The organism is Microcoleus sp. B5-D4 (assembly GCF_036705145.1).
Lineage (GTDB): Bacteria > Cyanobacteriota > Cyanobacteriia > Cyanobacteriales > Microcoleaceae > Microcoleus.
Window position 1 is genome coordinate 79131 of record NZ_JAUBTV010000001.1, and the last position, 23062, is coordinate 102192.

Consider the following 23062-nt stretch of genomic DNA (forward strand, 5'->3'; position numbering starts at 1 on the left):
CCAATTACCCTAGGGTAATTGGTCAGAAAAGGAATTTTTGTTTCTAACTGCTGAAAACCCCACAGCATCTAATTTTCACTGCATTATTCTAAAGTCTTGCCGACCGTTATGGATCGGTGGAACCTTTAATTTATATGGAACTTGCTAATTTTTGTAATTAATCCCAAAATTTAGGTAAAAAAATACCACATTGGAGACAAGATTTCTCGCCTCGGTGGATTTTTGAACCAAAAAAAAGGAGAAATAGAAAGAATAAAATGTAATTTGTCAAGGGCTAAAGGAAAAGTTTTTTCCTTCTTCCTTCTTTCTTTCCCCTCTTTCTTTCCCCCGTGGGGCAGGGCTGTTTCATTCTCAACGAAATCATCGTTTTGTAGGGGTAGCGCTACCCCTACTCCCCGTGCCTACCCCCTCCACGGACGAGGGAATCGGTGTTTCAAGTATCGGGGCTCTTCACGAGGGTTTGCCCCTAGGTCGAAGGAAACCGCCCTCCGTGGGGGGGGCTGTTTCCTTCTCCCGAAACCCGCCAGGGACTGAAGTCGCTGTCTCATAGCTGAAGTCGTCTGAAGACGACTGAAAGAGTTATTTATAGTGCTCTTGCAGAGGACTAATGAGTTCTTTAGTCCTCTAAAAGAGGACTTTCGCTTTGAGGCAGGGGTTTCAACCCCTGTCGGACTGTCGGACTGTCGGACTGTCGGACTCAGGGGAAAGAGCGTGGAAAGTTGACAGCAAGGCATTTTTCCTTTGTTCCTACTGTCTCGGCTGGACTGGCTGACTGCGCTGCAACAGTTGGCGGGCGTCGGGACTGATGTTGTTTTGGTAGCCAAAGTTCGATCGATCGCTATCATCCAAAATCTGCGGCGTCAGCAATACAATCACTTCCGCCCGCTCGTTGATCTTAGTAGTGCTCCTGAACAGCGAACCGATAATCGGCAAATCTCCTAAAATCGGAATCTTCCTCGCTGTAACCCGGTCTTGGTCGCGGATAATCCCCGATAAAATCAAAGTCTGACCGTCCCGCAGGCGAATTAGCCCCGACTGCAAAGAGCGGCGAGCCAGCAGGGTGATAGTGTTATTTTCTCCTGCGCCAGTGCTCAGGGGTCTGTCCGGGCCGATCGCACTGACGATTGGGTTGACTCGCAGAGAGACAAAACCGTTATCGTCGATGCGATCGATCGCCACTCCCAACTGCAAACCGGCCTGGCCTTTTTCTGCCGTCACCGTTCTGGTAGTTTGACCTTCTGTTGTCTGTGATTCCGATCGAATGTTAGTAACCACTTCTTCGGTGATATCCACATTCGCCGTTTCCCCTTCTTGGACAACTAAAGTCGGGTCAGTCAGGATTTTGGCATTCTGGCTGGTAATACTTGCTTGCAGGTTAGACAGAAAACGTCTTGGATATTGGAACAGCGGGAACTGACCAAAAAGCGCACTTCCCGAACCGGTCGCCGAGCCTGGAGTGTAATCCGTAATTCCAACTCGCGTGGGGTCATTAGTAATTGGGGCTGTCGGCTGGAGGAACACACCTTTGGCGGCGGTATCGCGACCTTGACCTGTCAACGGCACGATACGCCGGCCGTTCGCATCGTAGAAAGGAGTATCCCTGAATTCTTGGGGAATGTCTCGGTTCTCAATAATCGGCCGATTAGCTATGCCACTAGTTACAGTCGTCTGATCGGGCGGATTGATGCCGCCAAAATTGACGATCGCCGCCCCGCCGTCATTGACAAAGAAACTGTCATTAATCCCGAAAGAGAAGCTAGTATTTGTTCTGTTGTCTCCCGACAAGTTGATATCGATCACCTTGACGTTGACAGCCACTTGACGGCGGCGCAAATCTAGCTGTGTCAAGAAAGCCACAGCCATGTCAACTTTGCGTGGGTCGCCCACCAAAGTGATGGAATTGAGCCTAGAATCCGCCAGCACCGACAGTCCCCTCAGCAAGAGCGGCCCCGTGCCTTCCCTAGCGCCGATCGCCTTAATGTCGGGTTCCCGAATTTCCACATCCCGCGCAGCATTTCCCTGGCCCACGCTTTGAATAGTCACCCGAGTAATCGGCAGTTGAGTTTCCGCACCTTGAGCACTCAAAAAGTTAGCTGCATCCGTAGAGCGAACTTGATTGAGCCGCAAAGTCCGAATGATAATATTGCGCGAGTCGATCGGCAAGTTAGTCCCTACAAAAATCGTCCGCCCCTGGCGGTTAGCTTGCAGCCCGCTGAGCCTTAGCACGTAATTAAAGACATCTTGCACCGACTCATTTTCGATGTCCAAAGAAATCTTTGGCCCTTCATCTGAACCGGTGGCTCCCGGCTGACCAGGCACTGCGGGCTGGCCGGGTTGAGCAGGGGCTCCGCCACCTGTAAAAGCAATGTTCAAGCCCGCAGCGCGAGCCAGCAGAGCCAAAACGTCCCGGACTGGGGCATCCCGCAGCACCAAGCGGGGGATGCGTTCTCCCGAACTCAGTTCAATATTTCCCGCGCCGGGGGCGATGTTAGACACTGCGATATCTCCCAAGGGGGGAGCAACTGCCCGCGGTTGGAAAGGCGCAGCCTGATTGCTCTGGGATTGAATTTCGCTGGGGAGGGGCGGGCGATCGTTTCTGGTAATAGTAACTTCGGGATTTGGCAGCAGCACGCCTGGGTTTTGCGAGGTGCGGACTTGGGGAGCCGGGGGGGGAGCTGTTTGGGTCAGGGGCAGTCCCGGAGGCGGCGGGGGTGGAGTTTGGGCAGACTGTACTGTACCACCCTGTCCGGCAACGCTGAGGACGATGCTTTGGCCTTGTCCCGGCACAATTTGTCCGTTGGGAACTCCGTTGGTGCCGGCTACCACAACGCGGATGCTGTTAGCCTCTACCTGGCTGATTTCTACTGAAGAAATTCCCGGAGCGGGGTTATCTTGACGGAAGCTGTTGCCTTGTGGCAAGCGGAGCTGGGTGTTGATAATTGTGGCTTGGTAAGTATTGCCGTTATTGATGGCGAAAACTTGCGGGCGATCGCCCTTTTCTGTCGCCATAACAATATTTACCCCATTATTGGCTTGACTTACTTGCACTCCTGTGACTTGAGTCGGCACTGCCGAGACGGGGGCTTGCGCTACGAGAACTCCGGCCATGCTGCCCAAGAGTCCTCCACTTAACCGTAGATGCTGTTTCACGTTCTCTCCTCAACTACACTTTGTTATTTATTTCTTGTTCGCAGTCTTTTGTCGCTAGCTGCTAAACTGACTAAAATATTCAAGGGTTCGAGCCTTTTTGAAAGGAGAAGTTATGCCCTTTTCGATTGGCAATTTTCGATTGGGAATAACTGATGACATAAGGGTTAGAAACTATCCTACAGCAATCCTCGCATCATTTGTGGATTTCTTACTCCCTCCCCTTTGTAAGGCGAGGGTTGGGGTGGGGTAAAAAATTTACGACTCCTGCAAGGATTGCTATACACTTCCCTTACTTTGAGAAACTGGTATTAGAAGAAAGTAGGTTTTAGAGCCAATTGTTGATTGCCTATAATTTTTTTTTGTGGCATTCATATTTTTTTGACTTCTACCTTCAATCTTCAAAATTCCACCTTCTGCCTTTTCCTTTCTTGTGAAAGAGCGAGTTGGGAACAATAGCTAATATCTATCCGCCCAACTACCGCTACTTAGCACCAGGACTTGGAGCCGGAGTTGGCGGTTTTTCTTCTTGCTTTAACGGCAGCAGTGCGTGCAAGTCAAAAGCAGTTTTAATTTTAGTTGGCGGCTGCTCCACAGGAACTATTTTCCCTTTCAAAAAATCAACTTCAATAGGCTGATTTGATGGGATCAATTCCGATGTCAATTTTCTCACTACCAACAGCGACTGCATCAACTCCAAGTTACGCATAAAATTGCGGGTTTGAGCGAAAGTGCCTTCAAACTCTACCTTAAATTTTTTGCGTCTGAGCTTGCCAGCCAGGGACGGGCCGAAGGAGGTATCGGCCAGAATATCAGGGTCGGGAGCTCCCGGCGCGGCGGTGGCTGCCGCTGGGGGCATATCCGGCTCAAATTTGGTAATTTTAGCCTTGAGGTCATCTCCTTGCACCCCGGCGTTGATTCTATTAACCAGTTGGGTCATGTCAAGCAAAATCGTGTTGGCGCTGGCGTCGCTGGCAAACATTGCCGTCACGTTGGCCCGGCGCTGTTTTGCTTCTTCTTGCTTGGCTTCTGCTTCTGCCTTTTTTTGAATTTGAGTTTGCAATTGCCGTTGCGTTTGCTCGCTTTCGCTAAGTTTTTGCTTGAATTGGTCGCTTTTTTGGAATTCGGGAAGTACGAACTGGTACCCAATGCCGCCGGCAATGACGAGCCCGAGAACCGCGATGCCGATTGCTTGGACTTGGGGTGTCAGCTTAATGCCGAATATTTCTTGAGCCCCTGTATCTTCTGCTTGTCCGCTAGGACCATACTCATTTGCTAATGTCATTGTTTTTTCACCTCTGGTTTTTGTGGTTCTAGCACTCCTTTTTCTTGAAGTGTTTCTATCCGTATTGCGAGCCCGTCTGCTTGCTTGCTTCGCAGTTCGGAGAGCAACTCGGAGGCCCCCGTCGGGCTGAGCGTCGTTTCAATTTTATATTCCACCACCGGTCGCAGTTTGGGAAGTTCTGTGGGTGCTGCGTTTTGGTTACGCACTTGTAATTGTGCGGGGTTGTTTTTTAATGTGGCCGCTATCAGTTTGGTATCGGTGTTAAGGAAGAAGGGAGAGCGCTGGACTAGCAACATAAAGTCGTTAACTTGAGCAAAGGTACTGGCTATTCCTGAAATTTGTACTTTTGCTGCCTGCTGCGGGACGACGGGGACGGGAGCAGCAGCCGGGGTGGGGCTGGCTGGAGACGGACTCGCCCCTGGGGACGGACTGGCTGCAGGGGCGGCTGCGGGGGGTGGGGGTGCTGCTGCAACGGGGGAGGGACTCGGGTCGATTTGCTCGATTTTGCCAATTTGCACTCCCGCCGGAGTGCGGGCACTGAGGTCTTGCAGCATCGCCGACCAAGGTTTAATTTGGTCGAATACTCCAGCTAATGCTTTGTATTCGGCGGTAACTTGGTCGGTTTCGGCGTTGATGGCTTTGATGGTGTTGGCTTGAGTGTTTAACGTTGCCAGTTCTACGTCGATGGCTGCTTGTTGTTTGGCCAATTTGTTATTTTGATTAATCGCCCACCACCCGGCGCCCAGGACTGCGGCGTTGACCCCGAAGGCAAACAGCACTGCCCCATATATGGGCAGTTGGTCTTTGGCTCCACCGGAACTTTTTTTAGCTGAGCTTTTGGCTGCTGCAACGGGTTTGTAGTCCGGACGGTCGTTGAGAAAATTAATATCTAGGCTGTACATGGCTTCACTCGATTTTTTAGCAGAAGGGAGAAGGCAGAAGGCACAAGGTAGAAGGAAGAAGGCACAAGGTAGAAGAAAAAAGTGATCGACCGCTTATGTTTGAGCAATTAAGAATGTCCCAACTCTCTTGGCTGTTGCTATAGATTTAAATTTGAAATTTTAGATTTTAGACAGAGCCCAAGATTGCTGGTACAAGTGAAGGATTTATTTAGGGAAGAAAGAAACAACTTTTTGCCTTCTACTGAAGGAAGGGGCTGCTTCTACCTCAGATATATTCTACCTTTTACCTTCTACCTTCTACCTCCCATATTCTACCTTCTGCTTTCTGCCTTCTTCTTTTGGAAGGGGTTTTTACCTAAAATTCTCAAATCGGTTTTTCTCTCATCTAAAACTGTTAGTTCACATAACCTCCCTTAGTCCTAAACCTAGGGCGACTCCTAAACCTGCTCGCTGTTCTGGGGTAATTTCTTGGCTGATTTCGACTCCTAGGGTTTCGATGGGATCGACTTGAGATGCGGGCAAGCTTAATCTTTGCATAAAAAATTCGTCGAGTTTGCCGATCGCAGCTCCCGGGCCTGCTAGCAGTAGTTGCGCTACTTCGAGTTCTTCGCTCTGGTTGAGGTAAAAGTCTACTGAGCGGCGCAGTTCGTCTGCTAGTTCTCCCAATACTTTTATCATCGCATTTGTGCCGGGATTGGCGTCTCCCGATGCCCCCATTGTATCTGTGACTGGCAGGGTCATACCTTGCAGTTCGCTGGTGTCTCTGGTTGGTGGCAGGTTCATGGCTTGGTTGAGGGCGGTCTGGATTTGGTAGGTGCCGATCGGGATGGTACGGTTGAACTGAGGTATGCCGTCCACTACTATAGCTAACTCGGTGCTGTCAAATTCTATGGCGGTGAGAACTGCTGCTTCTTGGGAGGAAAATTGTTGCAGTTGTTCTTTGAGGGTGCGGATTAGGGCAAAACTGGTTACTTCTAGTACGTCTATAATCAGTCCGGCTTCTTTGAATGTTTCGATGTATGTGTCGGTAACTTCTCTGCGGGTTGCTACTAACACGACTTGCACTTTTTCTACTCCGTCGTCATCTACAAAAAGGCCTATTTTTTGATAGTCTACGTCGGCGTCTTCTCTAGGAAATGGCAAGTACAGTCCTGCTTCTGCGTTCATGTAATCCCGCAGTTCTTCTTCGTTGAGCTCTGCGGGAACTGGGATGAGGCGGATGACGGCTTCGCGGCCGGGAATGGCTGTGGCTACTCGCTTGGCTTTGATTTTGTTGTCGGCGAGGACGGCTTTTATTAGTTCTGCCATTCCTGGCGGATCGACTATTTGTCCTTCTTGTACATAGTCTTCTGGAACTTCTATGGAGGCTAGGATGCCTAATTTTAATGCCTGAGCTTTCTTTTCGAGCTGAATGATGTTGATGCGGTCAGAGGCTATTTCGATCCCGATTCCTGGCTGGCGTTGGGAAAGTAGACCTTTGAAAAAGTTAACCATGTGATTGGGTCGCCGATAATTGCTATTTTTTTCTTTTGTAGTTGGCCAGCCTGATTCAGCGCGCAGGCGTGTTGGAGGGTTGGTTTCCAACTGCCACCAGAGTGCTGTAATCTCGGTATCCCGCCTTCTTCTGCACAGCTCAGTCTGTGTTGCGCGATCGCTAGTTCCGATTTTATGCTATCCAATTTACTTGACAATAGCTATTCTGCGGAGAATGTCAATAAATTCCAGCTCGATCGACCGAAAACCTGCCGATTCTGCACAAAAACAGACTATCTCGCTCCTGGGCCCAGGTACAAAACTCTGTTACTGACTCATCGCGCTTGGTGCGGGCGATTCCCTACCCTTCGGGAACCCCTACGGGGAACGGGATAGCTTCGCTTCACGCTTTTTTGTCTAACGGTTCCCATTACTCTCAAATTTTATTCTATGAAACGTAAATCTTGGCAACTTTTTGCTGTTTTTGGGCTGGTGGGGCTGCTGCTGTCTGCGGTGGTGAGTTGCAGCAAGCCGGCTGTTAATTCCCAGGCAAATAATACGCAGGAAATCGAGTTCTGGACTATGCAGCTTCAACCTCAGTTTACTGAGTATTTCAACAAGACGATCGCCGGTTTTGAAGCGGAAAATCCGGGGGTGAAGGTGCGCTGGGTGGACGTTCCTTGGTCGGCTATGGAAAGCAAGATTTTGGGGGCTGTTTCGGCGAAAACTGCGCCGGATGTGGTTAACCTAAATCCCGATTTTGCTTCGCTGTTGGCGGGACGCAATGCTTGGCTGGATTTGGATTCTCGGATTCCGCAGCAAGTTCGATCGACCTATCTGCCAAATATCTGGAAAGCTGGCGTGCTCGACGGCAAGAGTTTTGGCATTCCTTGGTATCTCACGACTGGGGTGACAATTTACAATACTGATTTGTTGAAGAAGGCTGGAATTGCTAAGCCTCCTGCTACTTATGCCGAGTTGGCACAGGTGGCGAAGCAGGTGAAGGAGAAGACTGGTAAGTTTGCTTTTTTTGTGACTTTTGTGCCGGAAGATTCGGCGGAAGTTTTGCAATCTTTCGTGCAGATGGGTGTGCCTTTGGTTGACGCGAAAGGTAAGGCGGCTTTTAATACTGCTAAGGGCAAAGCTGTTTTTCAGTATTGGGTAGATTTGTACAAGAACGGACTTTTGCCCCAGGATGTTTTGGTGCAAGGACATCGTAGGGCGATCGAGCTTTATCAAGCTGGGGAAACTACTTTTTTAGCTTCCGGGCCTCAGTTTTTGAAGGCGATTGCTGAGAATGCTCCGAGTATTGGTGCTGTTTCGGCTGCTGCGCCTCAAATTACGGGGGAAACAGGTAAGAAGACTGTGGCGGTGATGAATTTGGTTGTGCCCCGCGACAGCAAGCGCCCTGATGATGCTGTCAAGTTTGCTCTGTACGTCACTAATTCTCAAAATCAGTTGGCTTTTGCTAAGGCTGCTAATGTTTTGCCTTCTACGGTTGAGGCTTTGCAAGACGATTATTTTAAGAACGTTCCGACTGATGCTCCTGCTGCCGATCGAGCTCGGATTGTTAGTGCTTCTGGGTTGAGTTCCGCCGAGCTATTGATTCCGCCTTTGAAGGATGTTAAGAAGTTGCAAAAGGCGATTTATGACAATTTGCAGGCGGCAATGTTGGATGAGAAGTCGGTAGATCAAGCTGTGGCTGATGCGGCTAAGGCTTGGGATCAAAGGTAGTTTTTAATTGAAGCTGGGGCGGGATTTTTTTTGAGTTCGCCTCTTGCTTTTTTTTGCAACTTGACGTATTGTTAAATAATGGGAATCTGTGCCGCCATATATAAGCAGATATCAGCCTTTAACTTATTATCATATTGGTTGTCTTTACCACAGAAACCGAGTTTGTCGCTCCGGGCGATCGCCCCTGCATATAAGTTACAATTAAAGGAAGTAATAACTCCGACGTTTAAGTAGGAGACCAATATGCAAATTCAAAGTAACAACGTAATGGGAAAAGTTTTCGCCACTCTGACAATCGTTAATCGAGCCGACCAAATTCGGGCCGAAGATGGGACAATTTCACTAGACCAAATTCGCTCGATAACCCTCAAAAATGTATTGGTAGATACGGGAGCAACTACGCTGTGTCTGCCACAAGATGCGATCGCCCAACTGGGACTGAAACTCCTGAAAGAAGTGGACGTAGCAACCGCAATGGGTATTGGCAAAGCCCGAATTTTTCGAGATGCTACCATATCGATGTTCGATCGGGAAGGAACTTTCGAGTGCTTGGAGTTACCGGGAGGTAAAGATGCGCTTTTGGGCGTGATACCTTTAGAAGCATTGGGATTAGAAATAGACTTGCAAAAACAAATTTTGAAGCCTTTGCCTATCAGTCCAACTGAAACATATTTGACGATTTTGTAGGAAATTCATTTTTTGAGGCAATTGTCCTTGACAAGAGGGATCGCCCCTCTCAAAGACTCAATTTATTTATCCCGTGCGATCGCCTTTCTCAATTCAGCTTGATTGATGATTTCTACAAAAATAGCCTAAATCCCTCAAATATTCAGAAATTTAACTCGTGTTAAAATCAAAGCTCAGCTCAGAATAGGATAAAATTCTTATGCCAGCGATGACACTCAAAGATTTAAACCAAGTTCAAACCCTTTTTTCCGAAGCGGGTTTAGATTACCAAATTGAACTAGAAGACGGGAAACTTTCAATTGTGGGGCCATCAGACATCGTATCCAGTGAAATCAGCAGTATTTTGATTCGCTTGCTGGGTAACTGGGTTTATCCCCGTCGCTTGGGGAGAGTCTTTGACTCCGCAGGCGGTTTCATCATGCCGGATACGAATGTCAAAGCACCGGATGTTTCTTTTGTGCGCGCCGCCCGCTTGCGCCAAAGTCCGCGTTATTTTGGAGAACTTGTCCCCGATTTGGTGGTTGAGATTAAATCTCAGAGCGATCGCATTAAGCCTATAGAAACCAAGGTTTTGAAGTTTATAGAACTGGGTGCGATCGTCGGAATTCTGATCGATCCTGATGAAGAAACAGTGACTATTTATCGCTCTACAGGTGAACCGACTGTTTTAGGAAATGGCGATATCTTAACATTAGCAGAACTTTTTCCCGGTTGGGAATTGCCCGTTTCGGAATTGTGGCCTCCTATCTTTACTGAGGAAGAAACACAATTCTGATGCGTTTAAGCTTGGGATTGCTGTTGTTGCAGAAAATAGCCGACGAGATAAAGAGAACCGCAAAGGATTGTTAAATTGTCACCTGTAACAGCAGCATCTAAAGCTGTTGTTAAGTCGGGGAAGGCTTGACAGAGTGTTAATTCGGGGCAGATAATTTGAGCTAGGGTGGCTAATTCAGCGGGGGATGATGAGTTTTGATCGGGTACGGGTACTAAGTAAAGTCGATCGCCCTTTTTGAGTAATGCTTTCAAAATATCGTCGCAGTCTTTAGTCGCCAGAATGCCGATTACCCAGTTAATTGGTTGGGAAGTGTTAAGATTATCGACATATTCACGCAGGGCGATCGCTGCGGCGGGGTTGTGCGCGCCGTCAATTAATATTTTGCGGTTTTTCCAAGTTGTCTGCTGGAGTCTTCCGGGCCATTGGGTTTTGGCGATACCGTTTTCGATGGCGGTTGGGGAAATTTGCCATCCTTGGTTTTGGAGAATTTGCAAAGTTGCGATCGCAATTGCTGAATTCATTAGTTGAATTTTTCCCAGCAGCGGCAATTGATATTTTATTTTAACCGCATTTTGATTTAACTGATATTCTGCGAATCCTTGTCCTAAATCTATTGCGGGTTTTACCCAAGTTGCCGGACAGTCTAACTCTTGAATGCGTTTTTCTACTACTATTCTAGCTGATTCTGGCAATTCTCCGATAACTGCCGGACATTTTGCTTTAAGAATTCCCGCTTTTTCCCCAGCAATATCTGCCACGGTGGGGCCGAGTATTTGCCAGTGGTCGAGACTGATAGAAGTAATGACGCTAGCGAGAGGTGTTTCGCAAACGTTAGTCGCGTCTAATCTTCCTCCTAATCCAGTTTCTATTACTGCAATATCTGCTTTTTGTTCGGCGAAATACAGCCAAGCTGCGGCGGTGATTATTTCAAATTGAGTGGGAGTTTCGGTGTTGTTTTCGGTGGCGGCGACAACTCGTTCTAGACACTGTTGCAATTCTGTTGGGGAAATCGGTTTTTGGTTGATGCAAATTCTTTCTGTCCAATCGATTAGGTGCGGGGATGTGTAGCGCCCGACTCGATAGCCTGCTTCTGTTAGTATGGAAGAGAGATAAGCGCAAACGGAACCTTTGCCGTTTGTCCCGGCAATGTGGATAATGGGTATTTGTTTGTGGGGGTTGTCTAGTTTTTCTAGAAGTTGTTTGATTCTTTCTAGGCCGAGGTGGACGCCGAAGTGTTGGTAAGATTGGAGGATGGATTCTGCATTCATTGAGGATGATAAATTCTGTTTGTGTGTGAATTAGATTTTTTTTATTAACCGCAGAGGGCGCAGAGGGCGCAGAGTGAGAGAAGAAAGAGATAGATATCTAAGAAGAGAGAGGTTTATAATTGATTTATTGTATTTATTGCGGGTGAAAAAAAGGTGGCTTTTGATATTATTTCTCTGTTTTCGGGTTGTGGCGGGTTGGATTTGGGTTTTCGCTTAGCTGGGTTTAATCCCGTTTGGGCGAATGAATATGATAAGTCTATTTGGGATACGTATAATTTTAATCATCCTGAAACTATTTTAGATCGCAAAGATATCAGAAAAATCAAATCTGATGAAATTCCTAATTGTATTGGGATAATCGGCGGGCCTCCTTGTCAAAGTTGGAGTGAAGCCGGGGCGAAACGGGGGATTGATGACAGTCGGGGTCAACTTTTCTGGGAGTATATCAGGATTGTGCGGGACAAGCAGCCTTTGTTTTTTTTAGCTGAGAATGTTAGCGGTATTTTGGCGGCCCGAAACAAGGATGCTTTTACTTATATATTATCGCAGTTTGAGGACATCGGGTATCGGGTTTCCTACAAGTTGGTGAATGCTAGAAATTTTGGGGTTCCGCAAGATAGGCAAAGGGTGATTGTTGTTGGCTATCGGCAGAATCTGGGTTTGGGTTTTGAGTTTCCCGAACCTGGAACCGATATTTTGACGCTGAAAGATGCGATTTCTGATTTGCAGGCCGCCCCTATGTCAGTTAAGGGTAAATTAGATAATTATCACGATTCTGTCCCAAATCACGAATGTGCGGATTTGGGGTTTTCCAGCATTTATATGTCGCGCAATCGAGTTAGAAGTTGGTCTGAACCTTCTTTTACAATTCAGGCAAGCGGCAGACACGCACCTCTCCATCCTCAAGCTACTAAAATGATTTTGGTTGGCAAAGACAAACGCATTTTTGACCCCAATTCGCCTCTGCCTTACCGTCGGCTTTCTGTGCGAGAGTGCGCCAGAGTTCAGACTTTCCCGGATGACTTTATTTTTAAGTACAAGTATATTGCTGATGGATACAAAATGGTCGGCAATGCTGTTCCTGTGAATTTGGCAAGAGTTTTGGCAACTAAGATTTTTGAGGATATTGGAATCTCTAGCAGATTAGCGCCTCGACTTTACACTAATATTTTTGGTTAGTTTTGCCCTTGGTCATCTAGGGTAAAATTCCGGGTATTTTTGACAATAAATACTTGATTTTCTTTGATTAAGTCTCCCGTACAGAAAACGGGCAAGCGTTCTTGATAAGATTTGATTGCGAGGATGTAGTCTTTGTCTGCAAGTTCCGTTTTAATTTTCCGCAGTTGGTCGGCAATGACACCTAGTAAGGTAATCTCGCCACTTAATTTGTCGGCGTTAGGAGTGTGAATTTGAATCACGATTCCCTGAATAGTTGTATTAGGAATCCCGGTAATTAAATCTGCTAAAATTTCCAGTTGAGAGCGATTTTCGATGATTTCCAATGTCTCTAACATCAAGTTCATTGACACGGGAAAGTCAGGAAGAGTGGAATTTAAAGGTAGAACGATTTGAGGGGCTTCTGGCTTGATATCGCTGCTTGTCCAAATAATAGCGCGGCTGTCAATTTGTTGTGCTTGTTTCCAACCTTTTGCTTCTAAGTAGTAGCTGATTTGCTGAGGTTGGAGATTTTTGAGCAATTCAATATCCTTTATTGTCACATTCATAGTTGTCTCCCGGTTGCGATACGCTGCATGATAGTTGTCAGAGTCTCAGCCGAAAATATATTTGTTCTGGGTATGGAAATAGTGACCCTTTCTTTATTGTCAGTAGATGCTGCACCTTCTAATGATATCCAATAAGCGCAGCGTTTTAAGCAGAGTTCCGCTTCTGTTTGTTGCAGCCAGTCATTGACTCTATCGGGAACAATGACCACAATTATAATTCTAGGAGGATAGGCGTTGCTTGTGCTCAATTCTTCGTAGTTTTTAATGTTCAGGGGATAGCGAAGGCTATTGTCGTTGAGGATATCTCTTGAGGTACATTTGACTTGAATGTAAAGAATGGGAAAGTTTGGTAAACCTGATGCTGCTATTCCCGTGATAATTAGGTCTACACCCAGCTTGTCTAGAGGAGTAGTTGTTCGCTGGCAGATGCACCCTGCTGCTGAAGCCACGGCGTAAATGTAAGCATAGCTGAATTCTTCTTTTTGGGTGTTGATATCCATTAAACTGCTAATTCGGTCTTATTGCCAATAGGAGAATGATATAAAAGCATTAATTGATGTTCGGACAGACATTTTATTGCAAAAGCCACACCTGTTAAATCGCTCACTTATACTTCAAAGAGTCCGGGTTCGTATTCTTCTATGAGGGTGAATAATAACAGCAGTATATCATCTGTTATTTGAATTTTGTTAACTGACCGAGATTGTGCTGAATCGCATTTATCCCGCGAATATGAGACAAGGGAGAACCTCCGTACAAAAAGCTGTTCAAACTAACTTGATAATTTTGCTGAACTGCTAAATCCAGCCACAAATTGTTTATCGCATCTCCGGGCTTGTAGTGGGGAATGTTGTGCTGATAGTAAGGAAAACTGTCTATACAAGTATTGAAAAAGTTCTTGCGCCCGCAATGCTTTAAATACTGATATCGCGGTTTAAATTCTGTTTGATTTTCCAATACTGTATATATAGTATCTGCAAGAGATTCTGGGTCAAATTTGGCGTAAAGACCGGCACCTTCGGGGAAAACTGGCGAGTTGCCTCTGGCGTATTGGTTGAATTCTTCAAAACAAATTACTGGTACGTTGCAACTCATGGCTTCGGTAATTCCTCGGTTTTTTCCTTCGAGGAGGGAACCGAGGACGAATGCTTGTGCTCGCGAATAATATGTGGGGATTTCGCTGTAGTAGTCTACTCTTGGCACTAAGTTAATGTAGTCGGAGGGATGGGTTAAAATTTCCTCGACTTGTTGCCATTCTTTTAATGCGTACTCGTCGAGAGTTTTCAGGTTGCTAGCATCAAATTCGTGGCCGGTGACTACTGTTAGTTTTATCGGTTTTTGCGGATATTTTTGGCGGTAAACTTTTAAGGCTTTGGCAATAATTGGCAAATTTTTTTCTTCGGAAATTCGCGCGACGGCTAGCAAGTCGATGTCTTTGGCGGGGACGTTGCGAGGGGAAATTAAGTATTCGTTGATGAAGTCTGTGTCTTGCAGTGGTATGATTGGTTTGTGGGCGCGCTCTGGATAAGTTTCGCGAAACCATTTATCCCGCTGCGGGTTTTTGTATAAACTAGAGTAGGCGTCAGCTATGGGGGCCCAGGAGTAGGAGATTCCGGGGGAATAGGTGAAGGATAAAAATACTGATGAAAGTTGGGGAAATAGTTTGTTTATTAGTTCGACTCCTTCGCTGAAGTAAATTCCTTTGATGAAACGCCCTTCGTAAAATAGTGGGGGAAGCAAGACGTAGAAACTGACGGTATCGAAGCGGTGGGGTTGGTCTTCAAATATCTCCCAGCTAAAGGCGTCTAAGTCTGCATAGATTTCGGCGATTGGTTTGTTGATGTGGGGGTTTCGTAAATATGGCTTTTGTCGATCGTAGTTTCCGCGTACCATATAATTCTGAGTGTGAGTATCTAGCTTTTTTATTTAACCGCAGAGGGCACAGAGGGCGCAGAGGAGAAGAGAAGAGAGATATTCACAAGTCATCGACGGGTTGTTCTAGCGATTCATTGTCGCCAATTGTGAGGGCGAGTTGGTAGATTTGGCGGCGGGGGAGGGATGTTTGTTGCGCTAGTTGGCGGCTGGCTTGGGAACGACTTATGCCTTCTGCAATTAATGTTTGCAATTCGGCTTTGATGGCGTCTTCGGAAAATATTGGTGAGGCTGTTTGGATGCCGGCAATTACGAGGGTAAATTCTCCCTGGGGTTCGCGATTGGTGTAAAGTGCGATCGCACTTTCTATACTACCACGCCAAAACTCTTCGTGCATTTTGGTTAATTCTCTCGCCAGCACAATCTGTCTGTCGCTTCCCAAAGTATTTGCTAAATCTTGTAAAGTTTGTCGCAATCGGTGGGGAGATTCGTATAATATTATAGTGCGGGATTCTATTTGCAAAGCTTCTAAACTCTGTTGGCGTTCTTGACCTTTTACGGGTAAGAAACCTTCAAATATAAATCTCTCTGTGGGTAATCCTGATGCAGTTATGCCAACAATGCAGGCGGTCGGGCCGGGAATCGGAATAATGTTAATATTAGCATCGGCACAGGCTTTGACTAACTCGTATCCGGGGTCAGAAATTCCCGGCATTCCGGCATCGGTGACGAGGGCGATATTTTTGCCTAAATGCAGTTTGTCGATGAGTTCGGGAAGTCGCTGGTGTTGGTTGTGTTCGTGATAGCTGATTTGAGGAGTTTTGATTTGGAAATGTTGCAAAAGTTTGCCTGTATGGCGGGTATCTTCGGCGGCGATGAAGTCTACTGTTTGCAAGATTTTGATGGCGCGAAAGGTCATGTCTTCGAGGTTGCCGATCGGGGTTCCTACGATGTAAAGTGTTCCTGTATTGGGATTTGCTTGCATTTTAAGATTGGGATTTTTTAAGGATGGGACACGGGCGGGACGCCCATGCCACGCAGATGGGACACGGGCGGGACGCCCATGCCACAGGCCCATGCCACATATTTAAGAAGATATGAAAACTGGATTGTTTTTGGGATTGGCGACTTTAGATTTAGTTTATTTAGCCGGGAAGCCTCCGGGTGAAAATCAGAAAGTTGTTGCTTCTGATTGTACCATTGCTGCGGGCGGGCCTGCGGCAAATGCTGCGGTCACTTTTAGCTATTTGGGGAATGCGGCGGTATGGGCTGGGGTTTTGGGCACTCACGCGATCGCCCAATTAATTCGTGCAGACTTAGCGGAGTATAATGTCAGGATAATCGATTTGGAACCGGGGCGATCGCACTCGCCGCCAGTTTCCTCGATTATTGTAACTGAAGCAACGGGCGATCGATCGGTAATTTCCATCAATGCTACGAAATCGCAAGTTGACAGTCAAACAATTAACCAGGATATTTTAACATCCGTTAATATTGTACTGCTTGACGGACATCAAATCGCAGCCAGCCAAGAAATTGCTCAACTTGCCCAGTCAAAAAACATTCCCATTGTCCTCGACGGCGGCAGTTGGAAACCCGGATTAGAAGAAATATTGCCTTTCGTTGAATGGGCGGTATGTTCCGATAATTTTCATCCACCCAACTGCGACAATTCAGAACAAGTTTTTGCTTACCTGTCAGCAGCCGGAATTTCTCATATTGCCATCACTCGCGGCGACAAATCAATTTTATACCTCAGCAATGGCAGTTACGGCACTATAGAAATACCTCAAATTCAAGCCACAGACACTTTAGGCGCGGGCGATATTTTTCACGGCGCTTTCTGTCACTACATTTTGCAAAATAACAACTTTACAGATACTCTCACCGCAGCAGCTAAAATCGCTTCCCATTCCTGCAAAAACTTAGGAACCCGCGCCTGGATGAATAAGAGTTGATTTTATTAAAAAATTAACCTAAGTATCCGGGGAAAAATGATCCCGTTAGAAAACTTGGACAGAGAACACTTGTTAAGTTAAAATCCTAATAACAACCTTGACAAAAATTGTGCACTCCTTCCTTCGCGCCCTTAGCGCCTTCGCGGTTCGTTAACAAGATTGCTATATTAGTAAGACAAGTTCAAACTAAGCCAAACATTCCCCCAACAACATACCCGAATCATGCCTGACACCCAACCTCTAACTATCACCCTTCCCCCTTTGCGGATTACCCTAAGCGAGCAACAACAGGTTAATCTAGAATGGCTGACGCAAAACTTGCCCAATCTACTCGCAGCCCCAAGCAAACCAGAAGTCCCCGACAATATGAAACAGTGGGTGGCGGCTAACAAATTATTAAATCAACCCGACGCAGAAATCATTCAAGCGCTAATAAGTACCGGCATAGATGCGGAAACAGCCACCGCAGAAGTTAGGGAAATATCATCTCATCCCTACTTTCAAGCCGGAAGCCAGTACGTGCAGTTATTGCAGAAATTAGAGTCGCATCTCAGGATTAACAATCAATTAGCTGCATTGTCTTCCAAGTTTGGCACAATCGAACGCAAAAGCAGCCTTTCGCGAGAGTATTTTCTCGAAAATTACTACGCCAAAAATACTCCAGTAATTATTACCAATATCATGCACAACTGGAAAGCATTGCAGTTGTGGACGCCGGAGTATTTGCAAGAAAAATACGGCAATGCAGAGGTACAAATTCAAGCCAACCGCAATTCCGACCCGAATTACGAAATTAAGATAGAAAATCACAAAAAAATTGTTTTGTTCCGCAAATATGTAGACATGGTGGTCAAGGGCGGGCCTAGCAACGACTACTACATGGTTGCTAACAACCAAACTCTGGAAAGAGAGGAATTTAAACCCCTATTCAACGACATTGAAATATTCCCAGAATACCTCAATCCAACGGATACAAAAGGCAGAGTTTTCTTTTGGTTCGGGCCGAAAGGCACGATTACGCCGCTACACCACGACCCTGTTAATTTAATTTTAGCGCAAGTGTCGGGTCGCAAACTAATTAAGTTGATTTCTCCCCAACAAACTCCTCTGCTTTATAATCACGTCGGAGTTTTCAGCAAGGTTGACGGCGAAAATCCCGATTATGACAAATACCCGCTTTACAGAGATGCGAAAATTATTGAAGTAATTTTGGAACCGGGAGAAGCTATCTTTATTCCTGTCGGTTGGTGGCATCATGTAAAATCATTGGAGGTTAGTATTTCGGTTTCGTTTACTAACTTTGTGTTTCCTAATTATTATGAATGGAAATATCCTCATATTAATTGGTAATTGCTAATGTATGGTTCCCAGGGGCGGGCACGGGGGCACCGCCCCTACTCAAATCTGCGTTCATCGGCGTTTATCTGCGGTTCAAAAAAAAGAAATTTATGAAAACTCTCGAAGAAATCAGCGAAATTTCGCGATCGATCGCCTGGAGTGCATCAGATATCCTACAATCCTATTATCGGCAGGATTCCAACACTCCTAACCTCGACATCCAAGAGAAAAAAGATGGCCCCGTCACCGCCGCCGATGTCGCTGTCAATTCTTACATTCTCGACGAATTGCAGTCGGCTTTAGGGAATGCAGAATTTGGCTATCTCAGCGAAGAAACTTACAAATCTTATTTAGAAAAAAACGGTCAAATTCCCTTACCTCAAAGTTGGGTTTGGATTATTGACCCTTTGGATGGAACGCGAGATTTTATTGACAGGACAGGGGAATTTGCAGTTCACATTGCTTTAGCGTTCGAGGGAAGACCGGTATTAGCAGTTGTGGCTTGGCCCGAACAGCAAAAGATTTATTATGCAATCCGGGATGCGGGTGCTTTTGGAGAAAATCGGGATGGTTCTACGGTCAAATTGCAGGTTTCGGCGCGAAATATAGTGGCAGATTTATCTATAGTAACTAGCCGCAGTCACCGGGGCGATCGCTTTAATCAATTGTTACAAAAACTGCCTTGTCAAAATCAAATAGCTGTCGGTAGTATTGGCTGTAAAATTGCGACAATTGTCGAACAAAAGGCTGATGTTTATATTGCTCTTTCGGGAAAGTCGGCGCCTAAAGATTGGGATTTAGCGGCGCCGGAATTAATTTTGACTGAAGCGGGCGGCCGATTTACTCGTTTTGACGGTTCTGCTTTGCAATATAACCGGGGAGATGTGAGTCAGTGGGGGGGATTGTTGGCGAGTAACGGTTGCTGTCACGCTGCTATTTGCAGGGAAGCTGAGGAGATTTTAGCAGGGATAGATGCGAGTTTGGGCTAGTCACAAGTTTCGTAGGTGCGTTAGAAGAGTGTATTTTCTGCACGACTAATTGCTGACGCACCCTAAAGTATGTATCAAAATTGCTGAGTTTGAAATTTCTGTACAATTGCACTTACGTTTCACAAATATTTGTGGTAAATCAATCTAGCATTCGTTACAGTAATAATACTTAAGTATTTTCCATATCTTTATCAAAATTTTAATTAACCAGGTATTTTTTAAGAAAAATTTACATATTTTCTGTAAAAAAACTGTTATCGTTACGACAAAAGATGAGGAGTCACCGGGTTTTTACGGAGAAAGGGTGTGTCTCTATAAATAAAAATTGATAGATAGTTTCGGACGCCAGTCACGAAATAGCGGAATTTTTGTATTTTTTTGAAACCCCAGTCAGGTGGATTATGCCAAATTTAAATAATCAAGTTTCAGTAAGGTCGATCGCCTTTATCGACCCTCAAGTTGAAGATTATCAAAGTTTGATGGCCGGAGTAACACCGGGTACGGAAGTAGTCGTTTTGGAGGGGAATAAAGATGCGATCGACCAAATTACTCAAATTTTAGCTCTTCGGACAAATATTGACAGCATTCACATAGTTTCTCACGGTGCTCCCGGCAGCTTGCAACTCGGCGACGTTCGCTTTAGTTTAGATGATATAGAGTGCGATCGGAATTCTCTACAGCAGTGGTTTTCGCCACGAACCGACTCAATCCCCAACAATCGACCTCACATTCTTTTGTATGGGTGCAACGTAGCAGCAGGCGAGACAGGTAAAGCATTTATAAAACGCCTGAGTGAGTTAACCGGCGCGTCGGTTGCTGCTTCGCAAAACCTTACCGGAAGTGCAGCAAAAGGCGGCGACTGGTTCCTAGAAGTAACATCAGGGAAAATTGCAAAACCTTTAGCATTTCGGCCAGAAGTGCTGGTGGCTTACAACCACGTTCTCTCCAGCTTCAGTACGGCTACTAACTTTAGTGCGGGCTTTTCGCCGACGGCAACTCCTGTTTCGATTGATACGGGCGACTTTAACAGCGATGGTTTCCCCGACTTAGCCGTGGCAAACTTAGGTTCTAGAGATATTTCCATATTGTTGGGGACAGGTACGGGCAGCTTTGGTACTGCTACTAACTTATTTAACCCCGGTAACGAGATTCCCAATTCCATTGCAGTGCGCGACTTTAATGGAGACAGCAAACTCGATTTAGCTGTAGCCAATCCTATTAATGGCGCTAACGGGAATTTCATTTCCATCCGGCTGGGGACAGGTACTGGCACTTTTGGCAATCCTACCAACTTCGGTTCAGGGATAAATCCTCGATCAATCGCTGCGGGCGACTTTAATGGAGATAGCAAGTTAGATTTAGCCACAGCCCCTTTGAGTGGCAACAACCTTTCAATTCTTTTGGGAGACGGTACTGGTAGCTTTAGCACTCCCGCTACCATTATTAATACCGGAGCATCTCTTACTATTGCCACAGCCGACTTTAACAGCGATGGCAAACTCGATTTAGTCACCTCGAACAATAGCGCCACTAACAATATTTCAGTTTTGTTAGGAGATGGTACGGGCAACTTTAGCGCCCCCGTTAACTTTAGCGCGGGGACAGGGAAGCACTTTGTCGTTACAGGCGACTTTAATGGCGACGGCCAACTCGATCTCGCTGCATCGAATAGCGCTTCTAACAACGTTTCAGTTTTGTTGGGAGATGGTACGGGTAATTTTGGTACTGCTACCAACTTTAGTGTCGGCTCATCTCCCGAATCTGTGGTTGCGGGGGACTTTAATGGTGACGGCAAAACCGATTTAGCCGCGTCTAACGGCGGAGATAACAATGTCTCAGTCTTGTTGGGAGATGGTACTGGCAGTTTTGGTACTGCAGTCAATTTTAGTGTAGGAACTATTCCCCGTTCGATCGCAGCGGGAGATTTTAATGCTGACGGCAAGTTGGATTTAGCGACACCGAACTTTACCTCTAAAGATGTCTCAATTCTGCTAAATACACCCAATACAGTTAATTTTGGTACTGCAACTTACAGCGGCACAGAAGGAACAACAGACACAGTAGTTAATATTCCCGTTACCCTCAGCGGCGGCACTCCTTTTGCCGATGTAATTGTACCAATTGTCATCGACCCCAGCAGCAGTGCCACCCAAAATTCTGACTACACTATTTCCCCTACCTCGATTACATTCCCAGCAGGTGCAACAGGTGATGCACTCACCCAGAATGTTGCATTTACTATCAAACCCGACAATCTCCCTGAAAACGCCGAAACCGCAATCCTCAACTTTGGCACAATCACCGGAGGCATTGCAGGTACCACCAAACAAACAACATTAAATATTGCAGCCAACGGTACAGTTTCTTATGCCATCGCCGCCGGTACTCCCAGCATTCCTGAAGGTAATAGCGGCACAAAACCTTTGACTTTCACTGCTACTCGCAGTGGCAACACAGGCGGGGCAAGTAGCGTCAATTATACGATCGTCGGCACAGCTACAAACGTCAGCGATTACAACAACATCGGTGGCACTTCAGGCGCAACTGCTGTTACTGGCACAATTAATTTTGCCGCCGATGAAACATCCAAAACCATTACTCTCGATGTATTAGGCGACACCCTAGTTGAACCCGACGAAACTATTGCCGTCACCCTGTCAAATCCTACAGGCCCAGGCGTAACCTCGACAATTACCACTGCTACCGCTACCACAACTATTACTAATGATGACACTGCCGGTTTCACAGTTAACCCAATATCGGGATTAACTACAAGTGAAGTTGGTGGCAAGGCAGAATTTACAGTCAAACTCAACGCTCAACCTACTGCTGACGTTACCATTGGTTTGAGGAGTGACAATGTTGAAGAAGGAACAGTTTCAACTAATAGCTTAACTTTCACTCCTGGTAACTACAATCAACCGCAAACAATAACGATAATTGGTGTTGAAGATTTAGTAGCTGATGGCCCTAAACCTTACAAAATTGTCACGGCTGCTGCTGTGAGTACCGATGTTAATTACACTAACCTCGATCCTGAAGATGTCACCGTCACCAACAGTGACAATGAAACTCCGGGAATTACGGTGAATCCGACGGCGGGATTAACTACTGGTGAAGATGGCACAAAGGCTAACTTTACTGTGGTTTTGAATACTAAGCCAATCGCTGATGTGACTATCGGTTTGAACAGTGACAATGTTGCCGAGGGAACAGTTTCCCCGGCTAGCATAACTTTCACTCCGGCTAACTGGAATACAGCGCAACCAGTAACAGTAACAGGGGTTGACGATAGCATTGTTGACGGCGATATTGGCTACAAAATACTCACGGCTGCTGCTGTTAGTACAGATGGGAATTATAACAACCGAGATGTAGCGGATGTTAGCATTACCAATAGGGACAATGATACCGCTGGTATTTCTATTACTCCCACGGCAATAACTGCTACAGAAGGCGGGGCGAATGGCAGTTATGGCATCCAATTAACGTCGCAGCCGAGATCCCCTGTAACTATCACTCTCACAACAGGTAATCAGATTCAGGCGATCGCGCCTATCGCTTTCACTGCGGATAATTGGAATATAGCTCAAACCGTTACGGTGATAGCTGTTGATGATGCCCTTGTAGAAGGTACACACAGCGGTAATATCAGTCACCAAGTGACTAGCAGTGATGCTAAGTATAATGTGTTGGGGGTGCCAGGGGTGACAGTGGCGATCGCAGATAACGACACTGCACCGACACCGACACCAACACCAGTTATAGTCGAGCCGCCGACGCCGCCGACACCGACACCAACACCAGTTATAGTCGAGCCACCGACGCCGCCGACACCGACACCAACACCAGTTATAGTCGAGCCGCCGACGCCGCCGACACCGACACCAACACCAGTTATAGTCGAGCC

General features: G+C 46.3%; 17 protein-coding genes. 8 read left to right on the forward strand and 9 right to left on the reverse strand.

Annotated elements, in window-relative coordinates:
* Positions 1-747 precede the first annotated feature (747 nt).
* From QUB10_RS00335 to pilM, 4 genes are all read right to left on the reverse strand, one after another.
* Positions 748-3150 carry an AMIN domain-containing protein gene (locus QUB10_RS00335; RefSeq protein WP_333198449.1) on the reverse strand — a complete coding sequence of 801 codons (2403 nt, stop codon included), beginning with the start codon at positions 3148-3150 and terminating at the stop codon, positions 748-750.
* Positions 3151-3631: 481 nt separating this feature from the next.
* The gene (locus tag QUB10_RS00340) at positions 3632-4432 is read right to left on the reverse strand and encodes a pilus assembly protein PilO (protein WP_333198451.1); all 801 of its coding nucleotides are present in this window, start codon (positions 4430-4432) and stop codon (positions 3632-3634) included.
* On the reverse strand, positions 4429-5334 hold the full coding sequence (locus tag QUB10_RS00345; RefSeq protein ID WP_333198453.1) for a PilN domain-containing protein: 906 nt from the start codon (positions 5332-5334) through the stop codon (positions 4429-4431). Before QUB10_RS00345 ends, QUB10_RS00340 begins: the two co-directional genes overlap by 4 nt.
* A 399-nt stretch (positions 5335-5733) precedes the next feature.
* Complete coding sequence (gene pilM / locus QUB10_RS00350) at positions 5734-6828, reverse strand: type IV pilus assembly protein PilM (RefSeq protein WP_333198455.1); 1095 nt, start codon at positions 6826-6828, stop codon at positions 5734-5736.
* Positions 6829-7257: 429 nt separating this feature from the next.
* Between pilM and QUB10_RS00355 the strand changes: the two genes are divergently transcribed.
* The 3 genes from QUB10_RS00355 (at position 7258) to QUB10_RS00365 (ending at position 10003) form a co-directional block, all read left to right on the forward strand.
* Complete coding sequence (locus QUB10_RS00355; protein ID WP_333198457.1) at positions 7258-8541, forward strand: sugar ABC transporter substrate-binding protein; 1284 nt, start codon at positions 7258-7260, stop codon at positions 8539-8541.
* Positions 8542-8784: 243 nt separating this feature from the next.
* A complete protein-coding gene (locus QUB10_RS00360) occupies positions 8785-9228 on the forward strand; it encodes a retroviral-like aspartic protease family protein (protein WP_333157226.1) in 444 nt (147 codons plus the stop codon).
* 199 nt (positions 9229-9427) lie between these two features.
* Positions 9428-10003, forward strand: coding sequence for a Uma2 family endonuclease (locus QUB10_RS00365; protein WP_333198459.1), 576 nt, complete (start codon positions 9428-9430; stop codon positions 10001-10003).
* Positions 10004-10008: 5 nt separating this feature from the next.
* On the opposite strand, the gene QUB10_RS00370 is transcribed toward QUB10_RS00365, so the two are convergent.
* Positions 10009-11271 carry a folylpolyglutamate synthase/dihydrofolate synthase family protein gene (locus QUB10_RS00370; RefSeq protein WP_333198461.1) on the reverse strand — a complete coding sequence of 421 codons (1263 nt, stop codon included), beginning with the start codon at positions 11269-11271 and terminating at the stop codon, positions 10009-10011.
* A 153-nt stretch (positions 11272-11424) separates the two neighbouring features.
* On the opposite strand from QUB10_RS00370, the gene QUB10_RS00375 reads away from it, so the two are divergent.
* On the forward strand, positions 11425-12450 hold the full coding sequence (locus tag QUB10_RS00375) for a DNA cytosine methyltransferase (protein ID WP_333198463.1): 1026 nt from the start codon (positions 11425-11427) through the stop codon (positions 12448-12450).
* Here the strand turns inward: QUB10_RS00375 and QUB10_RS00380 are convergent.
* From QUB10_RS00380 to rsmI, 4 genes are all read right to left on the reverse strand, one after another.
* Positions 12447-12995: a hypothetical protein gene (locus tag QUB10_RS00380; RefSeq protein ID WP_333198465.1), complete on the reverse strand. Its 549-nt coding sequence runs from the start codon at positions 12993-12995 to the stop codon at positions 12447-12449. The two genes, QUB10_RS00375 and QUB10_RS00380, sit on opposite strands and share 4 nt — an antisense overlap.
* On the reverse strand, positions 12992-13495 hold the full coding sequence (locus tag QUB10_RS00385) for a DUF4365 domain-containing protein (protein ID WP_333198467.1): 504 nt from the start codon (positions 13493-13495) through the stop codon (positions 12992-12994). Before QUB10_RS00385 ends, QUB10_RS00380 begins: the two co-directional genes overlap by 4 nt.
* Positions 13496-13670: 175 nt before the next feature.
* Positions 13671-14888, reverse strand: coding sequence for a glycosyltransferase (locus QUB10_RS00390; protein ID WP_333198469.1), 1218 nt, complete (start codon positions 14886-14888; stop codon positions 13671-13673).
* Between the two features lie 82 nt (positions 14889-14970).
* Positions 14971-15852, reverse strand: coding sequence for a 16S rRNA (cytidine(1402)-2'-O)-methyltransferase (gene rsmI / locus QUB10_RS00395; protein WP_333198471.1), 882 nt, complete (start codon positions 15850-15852; stop codon positions 14971-14973).
* Between the two features lie 112 nt (positions 15853-15964).
* Between rsmI and QUB10_RS00400 the strand changes: the two genes are divergently transcribed.
* The 4 genes from QUB10_RS00400 to QUB10_RS00415 form a co-directional block, all read left to right on the forward strand.
* Positions 15965-16825 carry a PfkB family carbohydrate kinase gene (locus tag QUB10_RS00400; protein ID WP_333198473.1) on the forward strand — a complete coding sequence of 287 codons (861 nt, stop codon included), beginning with the start codon at positions 15965-15967 and terminating at the stop codon, positions 16823-16825.
* 222 nt (positions 16826-17047) lie between these two features.
* A complete protein-coding gene (locus QUB10_RS00405) occupies positions 17048-18175 on the forward strand; it encodes a cupin-like domain-containing protein (protein ID WP_333198475.1) in 1128 nt (375 codons plus the stop codon).
* A gap of 98 nt (positions 18176-18273) precedes the next feature.
* The gene (locus tag QUB10_RS00410; RefSeq protein WP_333198477.1) at positions 18274-19152 is read left to right on the forward strand and encodes an inositol monophosphatase family protein; all 879 of its coding nucleotides are present in this window, start codon (positions 18274-18276) and stop codon (positions 19150-19152) included.
* 401 nt (positions 19153-19553) lie between these two features.
* Positions 19554-23062, forward strand: a 3509-nt coding sequence (locus QUB10_RS00415; RefSeq protein ID WP_333198479.1) for an FG-GAP-like repeat-containing protein, incomplete at its 3' end; no start/stop codon positions are given.

Coding starts and splice junctions, on each gene's coding strand:
- QUB10_RS00400 (WP_333198473.1), top strand. CDS start 15,965: ATGAAAACTGGATTGTTTTTGGGATTGGCGACTTTAGATTTAGTTTAT.
- QUB10_RS00390 (WP_333198469.1), bottom strand. CDS start 14,888: ATGGTACGCGGAAACTACGATCGACAAAAGCCATATTTACGAAACCCC.
- QUB10_RS00355 (WP_333198457.1), top strand. CDS start 7,258: ATGAAACGTAAATCTTGGCAACTTTTTGCTGTTTTTGGGCTGGTGGGG.
- QUB10_RS00360 (WP_333157226.1), top strand. CDS start 8,785: ATGCAAATTCAAAGTAACAACGTAATGGGAAAAGTTTTCGCCACTCTG.
- QUB10_RS00385 (WP_333198467.1), bottom strand. CDS start 13,495: ATGGATATCAACACCCAAAAAGAAGAATTCAGCTATGCTTACATTTAC.
- pilM (WP_333198455.1), bottom strand. CDS start 6,828: ATGGTTAACTTTTTCAAAGGTCTACTTTCCCAACGCCAGCCAGGAATC.
- QUB10_RS00410 (WP_333198477.1), top strand. CDS start 18,274: ATGAAAACTCTCGAAGAAATCAGCGAAATTTCGCGATCGATCGCCTGG.
- QUB10_RS00405 (WP_333198475.1), top strand. CDS start 17,048: ATGCCTGACACCCAACCTCTAACTATCACCCTTCCCCCTTTGCGGATT.
- QUB10_RS00365 (WP_333198459.1), top strand. CDS start 9,428: ATGCCAGCGATGACACTCAAAGATTTAAACCAAGTTCAAACCCTTTTT.
- QUB10_RS00340 (WP_333198451.1), bottom strand. CDS start 4,432: ATGACATTAGCAAATGAGTATGGTCCTAGCGGACAAGCAGAAGATACA.
- QUB10_RS00345 (WP_333198453.1), bottom strand. CDS start 5,334: ATGTACAGCCTAGATATTAATTTTCTCAACGACCGTCCGGACTACAAA.
- QUB10_RS00370 (WP_333198461.1), bottom strand. CDS start 11,271: ATGAATGCAGAATCCATCCTCCAATCTTACCAACACTTCGGCGTCCAC.
- QUB10_RS00380 (WP_333198465.1), bottom strand. CDS start 12,995: ATGAATGTGACAATAAAGGATATTGAATTGCTCAAAAATCTCCAACCT.
- rsmI (WP_333198471.1), bottom strand. CDS start 15,852: ATGCAAGCAAATCCCAATACAGGAACACTTTACATCGTAGGAACCCCG.